The 16,178-nt window shown below is 64.5% G+C and carries 3 protein-coding genes; all 3 read left to right on the forward strand.

Annotated features, from left to right (window positions below):
* Positions 1-23 precede the first annotated feature (23 nt).
* The 3 genes from ACM6IT_RS04120 to ACM6IT_RS04130 are packed head-to-tail and all read left to right on the forward strand — an operon-like array spanning position 24 to position 15,993.
* Positions 24-1,082 (forward strand): TauD/TfdA family dioxygenase, encoded by a 1,059-nt coding sequence (locus ACM6IT_RS04120; protein WP_414917573.1) that lies wholly within the window; start codon positions 24-26, stop codon positions 1,080-1,082.
* 11 nt (positions 1,083-1,093) lie between these two features.
* Positions 1,094-4,192, forward strand: a complete 3,099-nt coding sequence (locus tag ACM6IT_RS04125; protein WP_414917574.1) for a non-ribosomal peptide synthetase — start codon at positions 1,094-1,096, stop codon at positions 4,190-4,192.
* Positions 4,189-15,993 (forward strand): amino acid adenylation domain-containing protein, encoded by an 11,805-nt coding sequence (locus ACM6IT_RS04130; RefSeq protein WP_414917575.1) that lies wholly within the window; start codon positions 4,189-4,191, stop codon positions 15,991-15,993. The genes ACM6IT_RS04125 and ACM6IT_RS04130 overlap by 4 nt, the downstream gene beginning before the upstream one ends.
* Positions 15,994-16,178: the final 185 nt, after the last annotated feature.

Genomic DNA, 16,178 nt, shown 5'->3' on the forward strand with positions numbered 1-16,178 from the left:
GTCAACATTTTCTGGAGGGGTTTATGACCGTTTCAACGACCAAGTCCATGCCCAGGATGGGCCGTGGTGCCCGTAAAAGCCTGTCCACCGATCCGACGCGGCTGGTGAGTTTTGCGCCGCTGTTCGAAGGCCTGAGCATGCCGCTGGTGTGCCGTCCGGCCGTGTCCGGCGTGAGCCTGGTGGAATGGGCGACCCAGAATCGCGGGCTGATCGAAAGCAAGCTGCTGGAACACGCGGTGATCCTGTTCCGTGGCTTCCAGGTGGCCGATATCGGCGAGTTCAACCGCTGCGTCGACGGGATTTCCGGCGGTGCCCTGGAATACCTGTTCCGCGCTTCGCCACGGACCCAGATCAGCGGCCAGTTCAAGATCTACAGCTCCACCGACTACCCGGCGCCGGAAAAAATCTTCCCGCACAACGAACACTCGTACTCGCCGGTGTTCCCGCGTCACCTGTATTTCTACTGCGACATGCCGTCGACCACCGGCGGTGAAACCCCCTTTGGCGATACCCGCCGGATCCTCGCGCGGATCGACCCGGCGGTGCGCGAAGAATTTGCCCGTAAACGCATCATGTACGTGCGCAACTACGGCGATGGCATGGGCCTGCCATGGCAAACCGTGTTCCAGAGCGAGGATCGCGGCGAAGTCGAGGCCTACTGCGCGAAAATCGGCATCCAGGCCGAGTGGAAACCGGGCAACCGCCTGCGCACCCGGCAGAACGGCCCGGCCATCGTGCGCCATCCACTGAGCGGCGAGCGCATCTGGTTCAACCACGGCACCTTCTTCAACGCACTGACACTGCCGGACAGCATCCGCGACAACCTGCTGCGTGAATTCGGCCCGCAGGACCTGCCGCAAAACACCTTCTTCGGCGACGGCTCGCCGATTCCCGACGATGTGATTCGCCACCTGCAAGGCATCTACCGCGAGGTGATGGTCGAGTTCGCCTGGGAGAAGGGCGACGTGGTGCTGCTCGACAACATCCTCAGCGTACATGCGCGCAACGAATTCACCGGCTACAGAAAAATCCTCACGGCCATGGCCATCGCGCAGAAAAGCGCCGACCTGGATCAGGAATAAGGACACCCGACATGAACACCACCGCCCTCGAACCTTCGGTAGACGTATTCCAGGCTTCGGCCCAGCAGGCCTTTTATTTGCGGGCTCAGGAGCTGGGCGCACGGCCGCTGTTCGCCACCTTGACGCTGCCGGTCACCAGGCCAGTGGACGCCCAAGCGTTGCGCAGGGCGCTGGAAACCCTCGGCCAGCGCCATGAAATCCTGCGCACGCTGTACCGCCGCCTGCCGGGCATGAAGTGGCCGGTGCAAAGCCTGTGCGCTGGCTTGCCGCTCACAGTTCTGGGCAACCAGCCTTCGGTGGCCGAGGCCTTGAGCCGCAGCCGTGAAGTCATGGTTGAAGATTCGAAGCAGGCGCTGGTGGTGGCGCAGGTTGAAGACGGAGCAGGGCAGCCGTTCATCACCCTGCTGGCCCCGGCATGCAGCTTCGATGAGGCATCGCTGCGGGTGCTGGCGAGTGAACTTGGCAGCCTGTTGCGCGGTGAAACCCTGGGCGACGACGAGGACGCGCTGCAATACCTGGACTACAGCGCATGGCAGGAGGAACTGCGCGAGGAAGACATCGGTCACCAGGGCGCGGCGTTCTGGCGCAACCTGCAGCAGAAGGTCGCCGTGGCCCATCGCTTGCCGTTCGAAAAAGCCGTCGATGTCACGCTGGTTCGTCATCAGGCAACGTTGATTGACGGCCCATGGTTGGCTGGCGTGCAACGAGCCGCTGCCGAAACGGGCGTTGAGGCAGAGCAATTGGCACTGTTGCTGTGGACCGCCTTCGTTGCGCGCATCGGCCAACAGGAAAAACTGCTGATGGGCTGGCAGGTGGAGGGTCGCAACGAACAAACCATCGCCACCCTCGGACGCTTCGCCCGGCGTTTGCCCGTGGCTTTCGAGCACCGCAGCCAGCAGACCCTGGCGCAAGCGCTGGTGGCGTTTGCCGCCAGCGTCGAACAGTCGCTGTCGTGGCTCGATTGCCTCAATGAATTCGAACTGAGCGCCGAAGGTTCCGCGCCGCTGCGTTACGGCTTCGTCTATCAGGCTGCCATTGAGAGCGCTATCGAGGTGGATGACGGTAACCCTGAAGTCCTGCGCCTGCGTGTGCAGGGCGATCAATTGCAGTTGTCGTGTCTTGACGGTGCGCTACCCGAATCGATGCTGGTCGAATGGCTGGAGCAGTTTGTCGAGTTCAGCCACCAATTGCTGGCATCGCCCGAGCTGACCCTGGCTCAGGCAAGCCTGGTCAACGACGCACAACTGAGCCGCCTGATCGAAGGCTTCAACCCGAACGCCTCCGAACAGGCATTGCCGTGCCGCTTCCTGCAAGAACTGTTCAGCGAACAGGCGCGCCTGCATCCGCAGCGCATTGCGGTGAGCGTCAACGGTGAGCGCCTGAGCTATGCCGAGCTGGATACGCGCTCCAACCAGGTGGCCAATACCCTGCGCACCCAAGGCGTGGCGCCGGACCAGATAGTGGCAGTCTACGGCCAACGTTCGCTGGAAATGGTCATCGCCCTGTTGGGCACGCTCAAGGCCGGCGCTGCGTACTTGCCGCTGGACCCGAACTACCCGATCGAGCGGCTGGCGTTCATGCTCGCCGATACCGGCGCGCGCCAGGTGCTGGCCTGCCAGCCATTGCCCGAAGCGTTGCGCAGCGAGCGGACAATCTCCCTGATGCCGGGGGCCGAAGTCTGGTCCGTTGCGTCAACCCGGCCTGAGCCACAGGGCGACAGCGCCAACCTGGCCTACGTCATCTACACCTCCGGTTCCACCGGCAAACCCAAGGGCGTGATGATCAGCCATGCCAACGCCGTGGCCTCGACCCTGGCGCGCAACGCTTTCTACCGCCAGCCGCTGCGGGCATTCCTGATGCTCTCGTCGTTCTCCTTCGACAGCTCGGTGGCCGGGGTTTTCTGGGCGCTGGGGCAGGGTGCGACCCTGTGCCTGCCGGACGAAGACAGCTACAAGGATCCGGCGCAATTGGCCGAGTTGATCCAGCGCGAAGAGATTTCCCACTACCTGACCCTGCCGTCCTACCACGCGCAAATTCTCGAACACCTCGACCACCAGGCGCTGGCCTGTGTGATCGTCGCCGGCGAAGCCTGCGGCAACGCACTGGTGCAGCGACATCGCGAGGCATTGCCGGGGGTGGCGCTGGTCAACGAATACGGCCCGACCGAAGGCACCGTGTGGTGTTCGGCCTGGGAGCTGCCGCTTGACCAGGACGATGACAGCATCCCCATCGGCCAGCCGATTGCCGGCATGCGCATCCACGTGCTCGGCCCGGACCTGCAACCGGTGGCCGTGGGCGTCGAAGGCGAGTTGTATGTCGGCGGGGCCGGCATTGCCCGGGGTTATCTGCAACGGGCCACGCTGACGGCCGAGCGTTTTGTCCCCGACCTGTTCACGAAGGCGGCGGGCCAGCGCCTGTATCGCACCGGCGACCTGGTGCGCTATCGCGCCGATGGCGTGCTGGAGTATCTGGGCCGAGTCGATCACCAAGTGAAAATCCGCGGCTTCCGCATAGAACTGGGGGAAATCGAGTCGGCCATGCGCAACGCGCCGGGCATCGAAGACGCCGCCGTGATTGCCCGGGAAACCCCGACCGGCCCGCAACTGCTGGGCTTTGTGGTGTCCCCGGCCGACACCGCCGACATTCGCCTCAACGAATTGCGCAGCCATCTGGCCGAAGTGCTGCCCGGGCACCTGCAACCGGCGCGCTTGCAGGTGCTGGAGCGTTTCCCACTGATGCCCAACGGCAAACTCAATCGCCAGGCCTTGCTCGATCTCGATGTGCGCCGCAGCGTCTTCGTCGCGCCGCGCAACGACCTCGAAATAACCCTGGCGGCGATCTGGGCCGAAGCGTTGCACGTCGAGCGCGTCGGCGTGCACGACAACTTCTTCGAGCTCGGCGGGCACTCGCTGCTGGCCACGCGCATTCGTGCGCGGATTCAAGAAGAGCTGAACCTGGCGATCCCGCTCAAGCTGTTTTTCGACGGTGACACCCTGGAACGACTGGCGACGCAGATCGAGCAGTTCCGTGAGCACAGTGAACATAAAGAAAACGATGTAGACGCCCTTGAAGCGTTGTTCGACGAAGTGGACGAGGAACACGCGCGATGAGTGCTGCACCGGACAGAATGATGACCCTGGCCCAGCGTTTCTGCGGCTTGAGCGCGGACGCCCGGCGTGCGTTGCAACAGAAGATGCACGCCCAGGGGTTGACCCTGGAACGGCTGCCGATCCCGCCACGGGACCGCGGCGTCGAAACGTTGCCGGCGTCCTACGCGCAGCAGCGCTTGTGGTTCCTCTGGCAGATGCAGCCCCAGGCCACGGCCTACAACCTGACCGGTGCCTTCCGCCTGAGCGGCGAGCTCAACCCTGAGGCGCTGGCACAGACCCTGAGCGCGCTGGTACAGCGTCACGAAGTGCTGCGCACCACCTTCGTCTTCGATGAGCAGCAAGTGCTGCAAAAGATTCACCCACGGATGGATGCGCCGCTGGTTGAAGTCAGCGCTGGCGACGAGGTCGAACTGCAACGGCAGATCGCCCTCAATGCCGAGCAGCCGTTCGACCTGCAGCACGGCCCGTTGATGCGCTGCCGCTTGATCCGTCTCGATGCGCAGCAACATGTGCTGGTGCTGACCTTCCACCACATTGTCACCGACGGCGGCTCGCTGCCGATCCTGTTGCAGGAGTTCACCCAACTTTATGCGCAACTGAGTGCCGGGCAGCCTGCGCAGCTGCCGGAGTTGGGCATCCAGTACGCCGACTTCGCCCGCTGGCAGCGCCTGTGGCTGGAGGCCGGCGAGGCCGAGCGCCAGCTCGATTACTGGCGCGAACAGTTGGGCCGTGAACATCCGCCACTGAACCTGCCGACCGACCGTCGTCGCCCGGCGATCCCGAGCCAGCAGGGCGCCAGCGTCGAGCTGGACATCTCCACTGCGTTGACCGCTCGACTGCGGGACCTTGCCCGCCGCGAAGGCTGCACCCTGTTCATGCTGCTGATGGCGGCATTGCAGACGTTGCTGCATCGCTACAGCGGCGAACAGGACATCCGTGTCGGCGTGCCGATCGCCAACCGCACCCGCCAGGACGTGGAAAACCTGCTGGGCTTCTTCGTCAACACCCAGGTACTGCGCAGCCAGCCACGGGCCGACCAGTCGTTTGGGCAATTGCTCGCCGAGATCAAAGCCGCGGCACTCGGCGCCCAGGCCCATCAGGACCTGCCGTTCGAGCAACTGGTTGATGGCCTGGGCGTGGAACGCAGCCTGAGCCACACGCCGCTGTTCCAGGTGATGTTCAACCACCAGCGCGACAGCGGCGGCCCGCAACGCTGGGACCTGCCGGGGCTGAGCGTCGAACCTCTGATCTGGGATGAGAAAACCACCAAGTTCGACCTGATGCTCGACACCGTCGAGGGCGACGAGGGCATCCACGCGTCGTTCGTCTACGCCACCGAACTGTTCGACGCCTCGACCATCGAGCGTCTCGGCCGGCACTGGCTGAACCTGTTGCAGGCGATTTGCACTGACAGCACGGTTGCCCTGGCGGACCTGCGCATGCTCGACGCCGCCGAGCAGCAGGCCACCTTGCTCGACTGGAATCGCAGTGCGGTGTTGAACGGCGATCAGCCGAACCTGCTGTGCGCCCATCAACTGATCGAAGCCCAGGCCGCCGCGCACCCGAACAACATCGCCGTGACCTGCGACGGCGTCACCCTCACATACGCAGAACTGAACCGCCGCGCCAACCGCATCGCCCATCGCCTGCGCGAGCGCGGCGTCGGCCCGGACGTGTTGGTGGGCATCGCCCTGGAGCGTTCGCTGGAGATGATCGTCAGCCTGCTGGCGATCCTCAAGGCCGGTGGCGCCTATGTGCCGCTGGACCCGCAATACCCGCAGGATCGCCTGGCCTATATGCTCGCCGACAGCGGCACGCGCCTGTTGCTGACCGATTCCGCACTGTTGCCGCGCCTGCCATTGAACGAACAGATCGAAGTGATCTGCCTCGATCACGCCAGCGACTGGCTGTCCGAGGCCAGTGCCGACAACCTGCCGAACCTGACTGCGCCAGCGAACCTGGCCTACGTCATCTACACCTCCGGCTCCACCGGCAAACCGAAAGGCACGCTGCTGCCCCACAGCAACCTGACGCGTCTGTTCAGTGCCACCGAACATTGGTTCGGTTTCCATGCGCAGGATGTCTGGAGCCTGTTCCACTCCTATGCGTTCGACTTTTCCGTGTGGGAAATCTTTGGCGCGCTGTTCTACGGCGGCAAGCTGGTGGTGGTGCCCCATGCGGTCAGCCGCTCCCCGGAGGACTTCGCCCGCTTACTGCGTGACGAGCGCGTCACCGTGCTCAACCAGACGCCTTCGGCATTCCGCCAGTTGCTGCCGTTCGCCTGCGCCAATTCACAAGCCATGGCCCTGCGGTATGTGGTGTTCGGCGGCGAGGCGCTGGACGTGGCCAGCCTGCGTCCGTGGTACGACGCCTTCGACGACCGGCAGCCGTTGCTGATCAATATGTACGGCATCACCGAAACCACGGTGCACGTGAGCTACCGGCCGCTGTCCCGCGCCGACCTCGATGGCGCCAACAGCTCGCCGCTGGGGGAGCCGATCGCCGATCTGCGTTGGTACGTGCTCGACCCGCGCCTGAACCCGGTGGCCAAGGGTTGCGTGGGTGAGTTGTACGTCGGCGGTGCCGGCCTTGCTCGCGGCTATTACCAGCGTGCCGACCTGACCGCCACGCGGTTTGTCCCGGACCTGTTCGCCGCCGAATCGGGCGCGCGTCTGTATCGCACCGGCGATCTGGCGCGGTACTGCGCCGATGGCAGCATCGAATACGCCGGGCGTATCGACCATCAAGTGAAGATCCGTGGCTTCCGCATCGAACTGGGGGAAATCCAGGATCGCCTGCAAAACCATCCGGCCATCGAACAGGCGCTGGTGCTGGCGCCCGAGGTCAATGGCAGCCCGCAACTGGTGGCGTGGTTCACCGCGACCGGCGACGACAGCGATCTGCGCCAGTCCCTACGTGAACATCTGCAGGCCGGTTTGCCGGATTACATGGTGCCGGCGCACCTGATCAAACTCGATCAGTGGCCGCTGACCAGCAACGGCAAGCTTGATCGCAACGCGCTACCCAAGCCCGACGCCGCGCTGGCGCAACAGGCCTACACGGCACCGCTGGACGAGATGCAGGCTGCATTGGCAGCAATTTGGCAAGACGTGCTCAAACTCGAGCGGGTAGGCATCGACGATAACTTCTTCGAACTGGGCGGCGACTCGATCATCTCGATCCAGGTGGTCAGCCGCGCGCGTCAGGCCGGGATTCGCATCACCCCCCGGGACCTGTTCCAGCACCAGACCGTGCGGAGTCTGGCGAAGGTTGCCGAGCGCAGTGCAGGGCTGGTGATCGATCAGGGACTGGTGCGTGGCGAGGTGCTGCTGACGCCGATCCAGCACTGGTTCTTCGAGCAGGACATCGAGGCCCGTCATTACTGGAACCAGTCGCTGCTGCTGGAACTGCGCGAGCCGCTGGACAGCGTCAGCCTGCAACAGGCTTTGGCCGCACTGGTAGAGCATCACGATGCATTGCGCCTGCGTTTGCGTAATGTCGACGGCACCTGGCAACAGGCCCAGGCCGAGCAGTGGAACAGCGCCGAGGTGCTATGGCAGCGCCAGGCAGCCGATGCCGATGAGTTATTGGAACTGTGCAACGCCGCGCAAGCCAGCCTGAACCTGCAGGACGGCCCGCTGTTGCGCGCCTTGCTGGTGGACATGGGCGCGGCGGGGCAGCGCCTGTTGCTGGTGGTGCATCACCTGGCGGTGGACGGCGTGTCCTGGCGATTGCTGCTGGAAGATTTGCAAACCGCGTATCAACAAGCGCAGCAAGCTCAACCCGTGCGTCTGCCCTCGAAAACCAGCGCCTATCAGGCCTGGGCCGCGCGCCTGCAATCCCATGCGCAAAGTGCCGGGTTGGCCAGCCAGGCCAGTTACTGGCAAGACCAGTTCCACGACGTGCAAGTTGAACTGCCCGCCGACAACCCCCAAGGTAGCCTGGCCAGCCAGCATGCCGTCAGCGTGGAAACCGTGCTCGACAGCACGTTGACCCGCCAACTGCTGCAGGACGCCCCGGCGGCTTACCGCACCCAGGTCAACGACCTGTTGCTGACGGCGCTGGCGCGGGTGCTGGGCCAATGGACCGGTCAAACTTCGACCCTGGTGAAGCTGGAAGGTCACGGTCGTGAAGACCTGTTCGACGACATCGACCTGACCCGCACCCTGGGCTGGTTTACCTCTATTTTCCCGGTGAAACTCACCCCGGCCACTGATCTGGCCGGCAGCATCAAAACGGTCAAGGAACAACTGCGCGCCGTGCCCGACAAAGGCATCGGCTTCGGCATCCTGCGCTATCTGGCCGACGCCGGCCTTGAGGATCTGCCTTCGCCACAGGTTACCTTCAACTACATGGGCCAGTTCGACGCCAGCTTCGACCAACAGGCACCATGGCGCCCGGCCCGGGAAAGCGGTGGCGCCGAGCAGGGCGCATCGGCCGAGCTGGACCGGGGCCTGAGCATCAACGGTCAGGTCTACGCCGGGCAATTGCGCCTGAGCTGGACCTTCAGCGGTGAAGTGTTCAAACCGCAGACCGTGCAGCGTCTGGCCGATGCCTACGCCTTGGAACTGCAACAGCTGATCGAACATTGCCTGAGCGGTACCGGCGGGTTGACCCCGAGCGACGTGCCGCTGGTGCGCGTCGATCAGGCGCAACTGGATGCCTTGCCGCTGGCGGCCAGCCGGATCGAAGACATCCTGCCGCTGTCGCCGATGCAGCAAGGCATGTTGTTCCACAGCCTGTTCGCCCCGGATGCCGGGGCCTACGTGCCGCAGATGCGCGTGGATGTGCAGGGCCTCGACGTCGAGGCGTTCGGCGATGCCTGGCAACAGACACTGCAGCGCCATGAAGTGCTGCGCGCCGCGTTCTTCAGCGAAAGCAACGGCTCGCGGCCGCTGCAAGTGATCCTGGCCGACGCCACGCTGCCGCTGACTGTGCTCGATTGGCGCGATCAAACCACGGTGACCGAAGCGCTGGATCGCCTGGCCGAGGTCGACCGTTTGCGCGGTTTCGACCTGACGTTGGCGCCGTTGCTGCGCCTGACCCTGGTGCAGACTGCCAGCGATATTCATCACCTGATCTTCACCCACCACCACATCCTGCTGGACGGCTGGAGCACTTCGCAGTTGTTCGGCGAAGTGCTCCAGCGGTATTGCGGGATCATGCCCGCGCCAAGCGTCGGTCGTTATCGCGATTACATGACCTGGCTGGGCAGCCGTGATCGGGCTGCGTGCGAAGCGTTCTGGCTGGAGCAGTTGCAGTCGTTCACCGAGCCGACGCGACTGGCCGGTGCCTTGCCGGGGCCGGTTGCGGCGCAGGGCGGTGCTCATCGCACCCTGCACCTGAGCCTGGACCGCGCGGCCACCGAGCGCCTGAGCAGCTTTGCCCGTCAGGCTCGCGTCACGCCCAACACCCTGCTGCAAGCGGCGTGGCTGTTGCTGTTGCAGCGCTACACCGGGCAGCAGACCGTGGCGTTCGGCGCCACGGTGTCGGGGCGTCCGAGTGAGTTGCAGGGGATCGAGCAGCAGATCGGTCTGTTCATCAACACCTTGCCGGTGATCGCCACGCCGCACCCCGAACGCACGGTCAGCCAATGGATCGATGAAGTCCAGGCGCTCAACCTCAAGCTGCGCGAAGTCGAATACACGCCGCTGGCGGATGTGCAGCGTTGGGCCGGGCACTCTGGCGAAGCGTTGTTCGACACGTTGCTGGTGTTCGAAAACTACCCGGTGGCGCAAGCGCTGGAAGAGGGTAACGCCAGCACGTTGAAGTTCTCCGGTATCAGTAACCACGACCAGACCAGCTTCCCCCTGGCCATCGCCGCCGAGCTGGGTGAATGCCTGGATTTGCGCTTCAACTACGACACGGCGCTGTTCAGCGCCGAAGCCATCGAAGGGGTGAGCGCACGTCTGCTGGCGTTGCTCGATGCCATGGTGAGTACGCCGCAGCAGCCCTTGGGGCGCCTGAGCCTGCTCGATGCCGCACAAACGGCGCAGCAGGTCGAAGGTTTCAACCGCACCGCGCAGGCCTGGCCGGATGTGCGCCCGGTCTACCAGTGCTTCGAAACCCAGGTACTGCAAACCCCCGAGGCCCCGGCCCTGGTGTTTGCCGGCCAGACCCTCAGCTATCGCGAACTCAACCAACAGTCCAACCGGCTGGCGCACTACCTGCGCAGCCAGGGCGTTGGCGCCGAAGTGTTGGTGGGCATTGCCGCCGAGCGTTCGCTGGAACTGGTGATCGGTCTGCTGGCGATCATGAAGGCCGGTGGCGCCTACGTGCCGCTGGACCCGGACTACCCGCGCGAACGCCTGGAACACATGTTCAACGACAGCGGCGTACACCTGCTGTTGACCCAGCGGCATCTGCTGCAGCAGTTGCCGATTCCGCCCGCCACCACGGCGATTTGTCTCGATGACATGGCCGGTTTGCTGGACGGCCTGAGCGACGAAAACCTGCCCTGCGTGGTCGAGCTGCAATCGCTGGCCTACATGATCTACACCTCCGGCTCCACGGGCAAACCCAAGGGCGCGGCCAACCGTCACGATGCCTTGTACAACCGCCTGGCGTGGATGCAGGGCGCGTACCCACTGGACGGGCGCGACACCGTCTTGCAGAAAACCCCGTTCAGTTTTGACGTATCGGTCTGGGAGTTCTTCTGGCCATTGATGACCGGTGCACGCCTGGCCATGGCCGAACCGGGTGCCCATCGCGATCCGGCGCAACTGGTCGACCTGATCGAGCAGTACCAGGTCAGCACCCTGCATTTCGTGCCGTCGATGTTGCAGGCGTTTGTCCAGGGCGAAGGCTTCGAGCGTTGCGCCAGCCTGCGGCAGATCCTGTGCAGCGGCGAAGCCTTGTCGGCGGACTTGCAGCACAACCTGTTCCGCGTGCTGCCCAACGTCGGCCTGTACAACCTCTACGGCCCGACCGAAGCGGCCATCGACGTGACCCACTGGACCTGTGTCGATGACGGCGGCTTCAGCGTGCCGATCGGTTATCCGATCGCCAACCTGGTGACCTACATCCTCGACGACAGCCTGCAACCGCAAGTCCAAGGTTGCGTGGGTGAGCTGTACCTGGGCGGTATCGGCCTGGCCCGTGGTTACCACAACCGTCCCGACCTGACCGCCGAGCGCTTTGTCGCCAGCCCGTTCGGTGAGCAGGGCGAGCGCCTGTACCGCACCGGCGACCTGGCGCGTTATCGCGAAGGCGGCGTGATCGAATACGTCGGGCGCATCGACCATCAAGTGAAGATCCGTGGCTTGCGCATTGAGCTGGGGGAAATCGAAGCCTGCCTGCTGGAGCATCCGTCGGTGCACGAAGCGGTGGTGATCGCCGTCGATATTGGCATATCCAAACAACTGGTGGCTTACGTCGTGGGTGATGCCGCTGTCGATCCGCTCAAGCAACACCTGCGCAACGCGCTGCCCGAACACATGCAGCCGAGCCACGTGCTGCTGCTCGATCAGTTGCCGGTAACACCCAACGGCAAGCTGGATCGCCGCGCATTGCCGCAGCCGGACCAGCAAGTGCGTGAATACATCGCGCCGCGCAATGCCGTGGAAACAACGCTGCAAACAGTGTGGCAGGCGTTGTTCGAAGTACCGCAGATCGGTATGCAGGACAATTTCTTCGAACTGGGCGGCGATTCCATCGTCTCGATCCAGGCCGTCAGCCGCGCACGCAAGGCCGGGTTGAGCATTTCCCCCAAGGACGTGTTCAGCCATCCGACCATCGCCGAACTGGCCACGGTCGCTCAACCGCTCACGGCGAATCAGGCCGTGCCGACGCAGGTTGCACCGGCAGCAAAAGTCGAACTGAGTGAAGCGCAATATCAGGCGCTGGAACTGACGGCGGACGAAGTCGAGGACGTCTATCCGCTGTCGCCGATGCAGCAGGGCATGCTGTTCCACTCGGTGCAGGACGGCGACTCGGGGCTGTACGTCAACCAGATCGAAGTGGGCGTGCGCGGGGTTGCTGGCGCGCGCTTCCATGCAGCCTGGGCCGATGCCGCCCGGCGTCACGGGATTCTACGTACCGCATTCCTCTGGGAAGGCGACAAGGAACCGCTGCAAGTGGTGCGGCGTGACGCGCCGTCACTGCTCACCGAACTGGACTGGCGTGGGCTGGATGATCAGCCAGAACGTGTGCGCCAACTGGCGCTTGAGGAACGCGAACGCGGCTTCTCGCTGAACCGTGCGCCCTTGTTGCGCCTGTTGCTGGTGCGTCTGGAAGACGACCGCTATCGCCTGATCTGGACCTACCACCACATCCTCATGGATGGCTGGAGCGTGTCGCGCCTGATCGGTGAAGTGCTGCGTCATTACAGCGGTGAGGAGCACGAGCCGGTGGCGGCCTATCGCGACTACATCGACTGGCTCGGCCAGCAAGTCGCCGAGGCCAGCGAAGCGTTCTGGAAAGACAAACTCAGTAATCTCGAAGGCGCCACCCACCTGGCCCGCGCATTGCCGGTCAAAGCGCCGCAAGCCGGTTACCACGCGATCTATACGCACCTGAGCGCCGGGCAGACCGCACGTTTGCAGGCCTTTGCCCAGCAACAGCAAGTGACCCTCAACACCCTGGTGCAAGCCGCGTGGCTGCTGCTGTTGCAGCGCTACACCGGCCAGCGCACGGTGACCTTCGGCGCCACCGTGTCCGGCCGCCCGGAAACCCTCAACGGCTCGGAGAACATGCTCGGGCTGTTCATCAACACCTTGCCGGTGGTCAACACGGTGCCGACCGAAGCCAGCGTCGGCGACTGGCTGCGCGAACTCCAGGCCTACAACCTCGACATCCGCGACTTCCAGCAAACCCCGCTCAGCGATATCCAGCGCTGGGCCGGGCAGGGTGGGCAGTCGTTGTTCGACAGCATCATCGTGTTCGAAAACCAGCCGGTGGACCGCACCCTGCGCGAGTGGAACGGCGATGCCCTGCGCTTCGACGACGTCTCCGATTTCGGCCTGACCAGCTTCGCCATGGACCTGATGGTCAGCCTCGACGAAGGGCTGCGCATCGAGTACATGCACCAGCGCGATCAGTTCGACCTGGCCACCGTCGAAGTCCTGCGCAGCCACATGGAAAGCCTGATGCAGCGCCTGTGCGACGACGCCGGGCGCGCGGTCGGTGAACTGGGCCTGCTGACCCTGGACGAAGGCCGGGCGCTGGACGGCGAACTGCCGGTGGTGGCCGAGGGGGACGAGACGCCGGTGCACGAACTGATCCGCCAGCGTGCGCGACTGCAACCGGAGCACACGGCGCTGGTGCTCAGTTATGCCGAGCGCGACGCCGAGCACTTGAGCTACGCCGAACTGGACCGTCGCTCCGATGCCCTGGCGGTGCATCTGCTGGAACAGGGCGTGCAGGCCGAAGACGTGATCGGCGTGTTCATGGAGCGCTCGCTGGAGTTGGTGGTGTCGTTGCTGGCGGTGATGAAGTGCGGCGCCGCTTACGTGCCGCTTGACCCGCAATACCCGCAGGAACGCCTGCGCTACATGATGGCCGACAGCGACATGCGCCTGCTGCTGACCCAGGAGCGGCTGCGTGATAGCGCGCAACTCAATCCGGGCACGCCGATGGTCGCCGTGGATCGCCTGAACCTCGACGTCGAGGTGCCGGCACCGCAACGCGCGGTGCATGCCGAGCAACTGGCCTACCTGATCTACACCTCGGGCTCCACCGGCAAGCCGAAAAGTGTCGCCGTGGCCCACGGGCCGCTGAGCATGCACGTGCAAGCCATCGCCGAGCTGTACGAGATGGACCCGGACAATCGCGAACTGCATTTCATGTCGTTCGCCTTCGACGGTGCCCATGAACGCTGGATCACCGCGCTGATCAGCGGCTCGACCCTGGTGATCCGCGACAACACCTTGTGGACCGCCGAACAGACCCTGGCGGTGCTGCACCGCCAACGCATCAGCGTCGCCTGCTTCCCGCCGGCGTACCTGCTGCAACTGGCCGAACATGCCGAATTGCAGGGTGGCGATCCACCGCCGGTGCGCATCTATTGCTTCGGTGGCGATGCGGTGCCGGACGCCACATTTGAACGGGTCAAGCACACACTCAGGCCGCAATTCCTGGTCAACGGCTACGGCCCGACGGAGACCGTGGTCACGCCGCTGCTGTGGAAAATCGCCGCCGACGGCCACTGCCAGGCGATGTATGCGCCGATTGGCCAACGCGTCGGCGCCCGCAGCCTGCACGTGCTGGACATGGACCTCAACCCGCTGCCGGTGGGCATGGTCGGCGAGTTGTACATCGGCGGACGGGGCGTCGCGCGCGGCTACCATCGTCACCCGTGGCAGTCTGCCGAGCGCTTCGTCGCCGACCCGTTCAGCACCGAGGGCGGGCGCCTGTACCGCACCGGCGACCTGGTGCGCCGTCGCGAGGATGGCGTGTTCGATTACGTCGGGCGCATCGACCATCAGGTCAAGGTGCGCGGCTTCCGCATCGAACTGGGCGAAATCGAAGCCCGATTGCGCGAGCAGGCCGGGGTCAACGATGCGCTGGTGGTGGTGCGGGACAACGGCCAGGGGCCGCAATTGGTGGGTTATGTGGTGGCGGCGCAAGACGATGGCCTCGGCCCGCGTTGCCAGGCGGCATTGCGCGAGAGCCTGCCCGACTACATGGTGCCGACGCAGGTCGTGGTGCTGCCGCGCTTCCCGCTGACCCCCAACGGCAAGCTCGACCGCAAGGCCTTGCCGGACCCGGCCTTCAGCGGTCGCGACTACGTGGCGCCACGCACGCCGCTGGAATGGGCGCTGGCGGAGATCTGGCAGCAGGTGCTGGGCATCGAGAAGGTCGGCATCACCGACAACTTCTTCGAACTGGGCGGCGATTCGCTGCGCACCCTCAAGGTGATCTCGAAAGTCCGCGCCCTGAATCAGCCTGGCTTCCAGCTCAAGCTACGGGACATGATGGCCAAGCCGACGATTGCCGGGTTGTCCGGTGTCGATGAACAGCCGCTGCGACAGCGTCCGCAACCGCTGTTGCTGCTCAACCGGGTGGTAGGCGATCAGCCGCCGCTGTTCTGTCTGCACGCCGGTTTCGGCACCGTGTTCGACTACGAGCCACTGGCCCGGCGCCTGGAGGGCGAGCGCACGGTGTACGGCGTGCAATGCCGGATGCTGCTGGACCGGCAGTGGCACGACACCTCGCTTGCGCAGATGGCCGCCGACTACGTCGAGGCGATCCGCGCCCGGCAACCCCAGGGCCCGTACCACGTGCTGGGCTGGTCGCTGGGCGGGGCGCTGGCGTTGATGGTGAGTGACCTGTTCGAACAGCAGGGCCAGCGTGTGGCATTCATCGGTCTGGTGGACAGCTTTGTACCGACCCAGGCCAATACCGTCGCCAGCCCGGATGAGTGGCGCGCGGATCTGGCCGAGTTCCTCGGTGCAACCTTGGGCATGGACGACGCAGTGATCGCCCAGGCATTGAATGCCGAGTCGGCAGGGGACCACGACGCCGTGGCGCGGATCATTCGCGCGGTGATCGACAGCGAAAGCGATCAGGCCAGCGGCTATGCGCTGCTTGGCGCCGACGAGTTGGCCCAGACGTTCATGGTCAGCACGCGCTTGAAGGCGCTGTCGCGGCAGGTCGAAACCTTGCCGATTCCTCAGGCCGAACTGCATTGCTGGTGGGCCGATGGCAACCCGACGGCCGAACGCGCGACCCTGGAGCGTCAGCAACCACGGCTGCGCAAGGTGCAAAGGGTAACGGCCGGTCACTTCGATATCCTGCAGCAGGATGAGTGCCTGGACGCGGTGGTGGCGGCGCTTGGCCGGGAGGTGGTGGCGCAGTTCTAAACCAATCATTTGTGGTAAGGCAGCTTCCCTGTGGCGAGGGAGCTTGCTCCCGCTGGGTCGCGAAGCGGCCCCAAAACCGGGCATCGCGGTGATTCAGGTATACCGCATTGCTCGGGTTTACGACTGCTTCGCAGCCGAACGGGAGCAAGCTCCCTCGCCACAGATTTTCGTTCGGTGCAGGAGGT

Origin of the sequence: Pseudomonas sp. IT-P4, assembly GCF_949767755.1 — a bacterium.
Classification (GTDB): Bacteria; Pseudomonadota; Gammaproteobacteria; order Pseudomonadales; family Pseudomonadaceae; genus Aquipseudomonas; species Aquipseudomonas monachiensis.

Coding starts and splice junctions, on each gene's coding strand:
- ACM6IT_RS04125 (WP_414917574.1), top strand. CDS start 1,094: ATGAACACCACCGCCCTCGAACCTTCGGTAGACGTATTCCAGGCTTCG.
- ACM6IT_RS04120 (WP_414917573.1), top strand. CDS start 24: ATGACCGTTTCAACGACCAAGTCCATGCCCAGGATGGGCCGTGGTGCC.
- ACM6IT_RS04130 (WP_414917575.1), top strand. CDS start 4,189: ATGAGTGCTGCACCGGACAGAATGATGACCCTGGCCCAGCGTTTCTGC.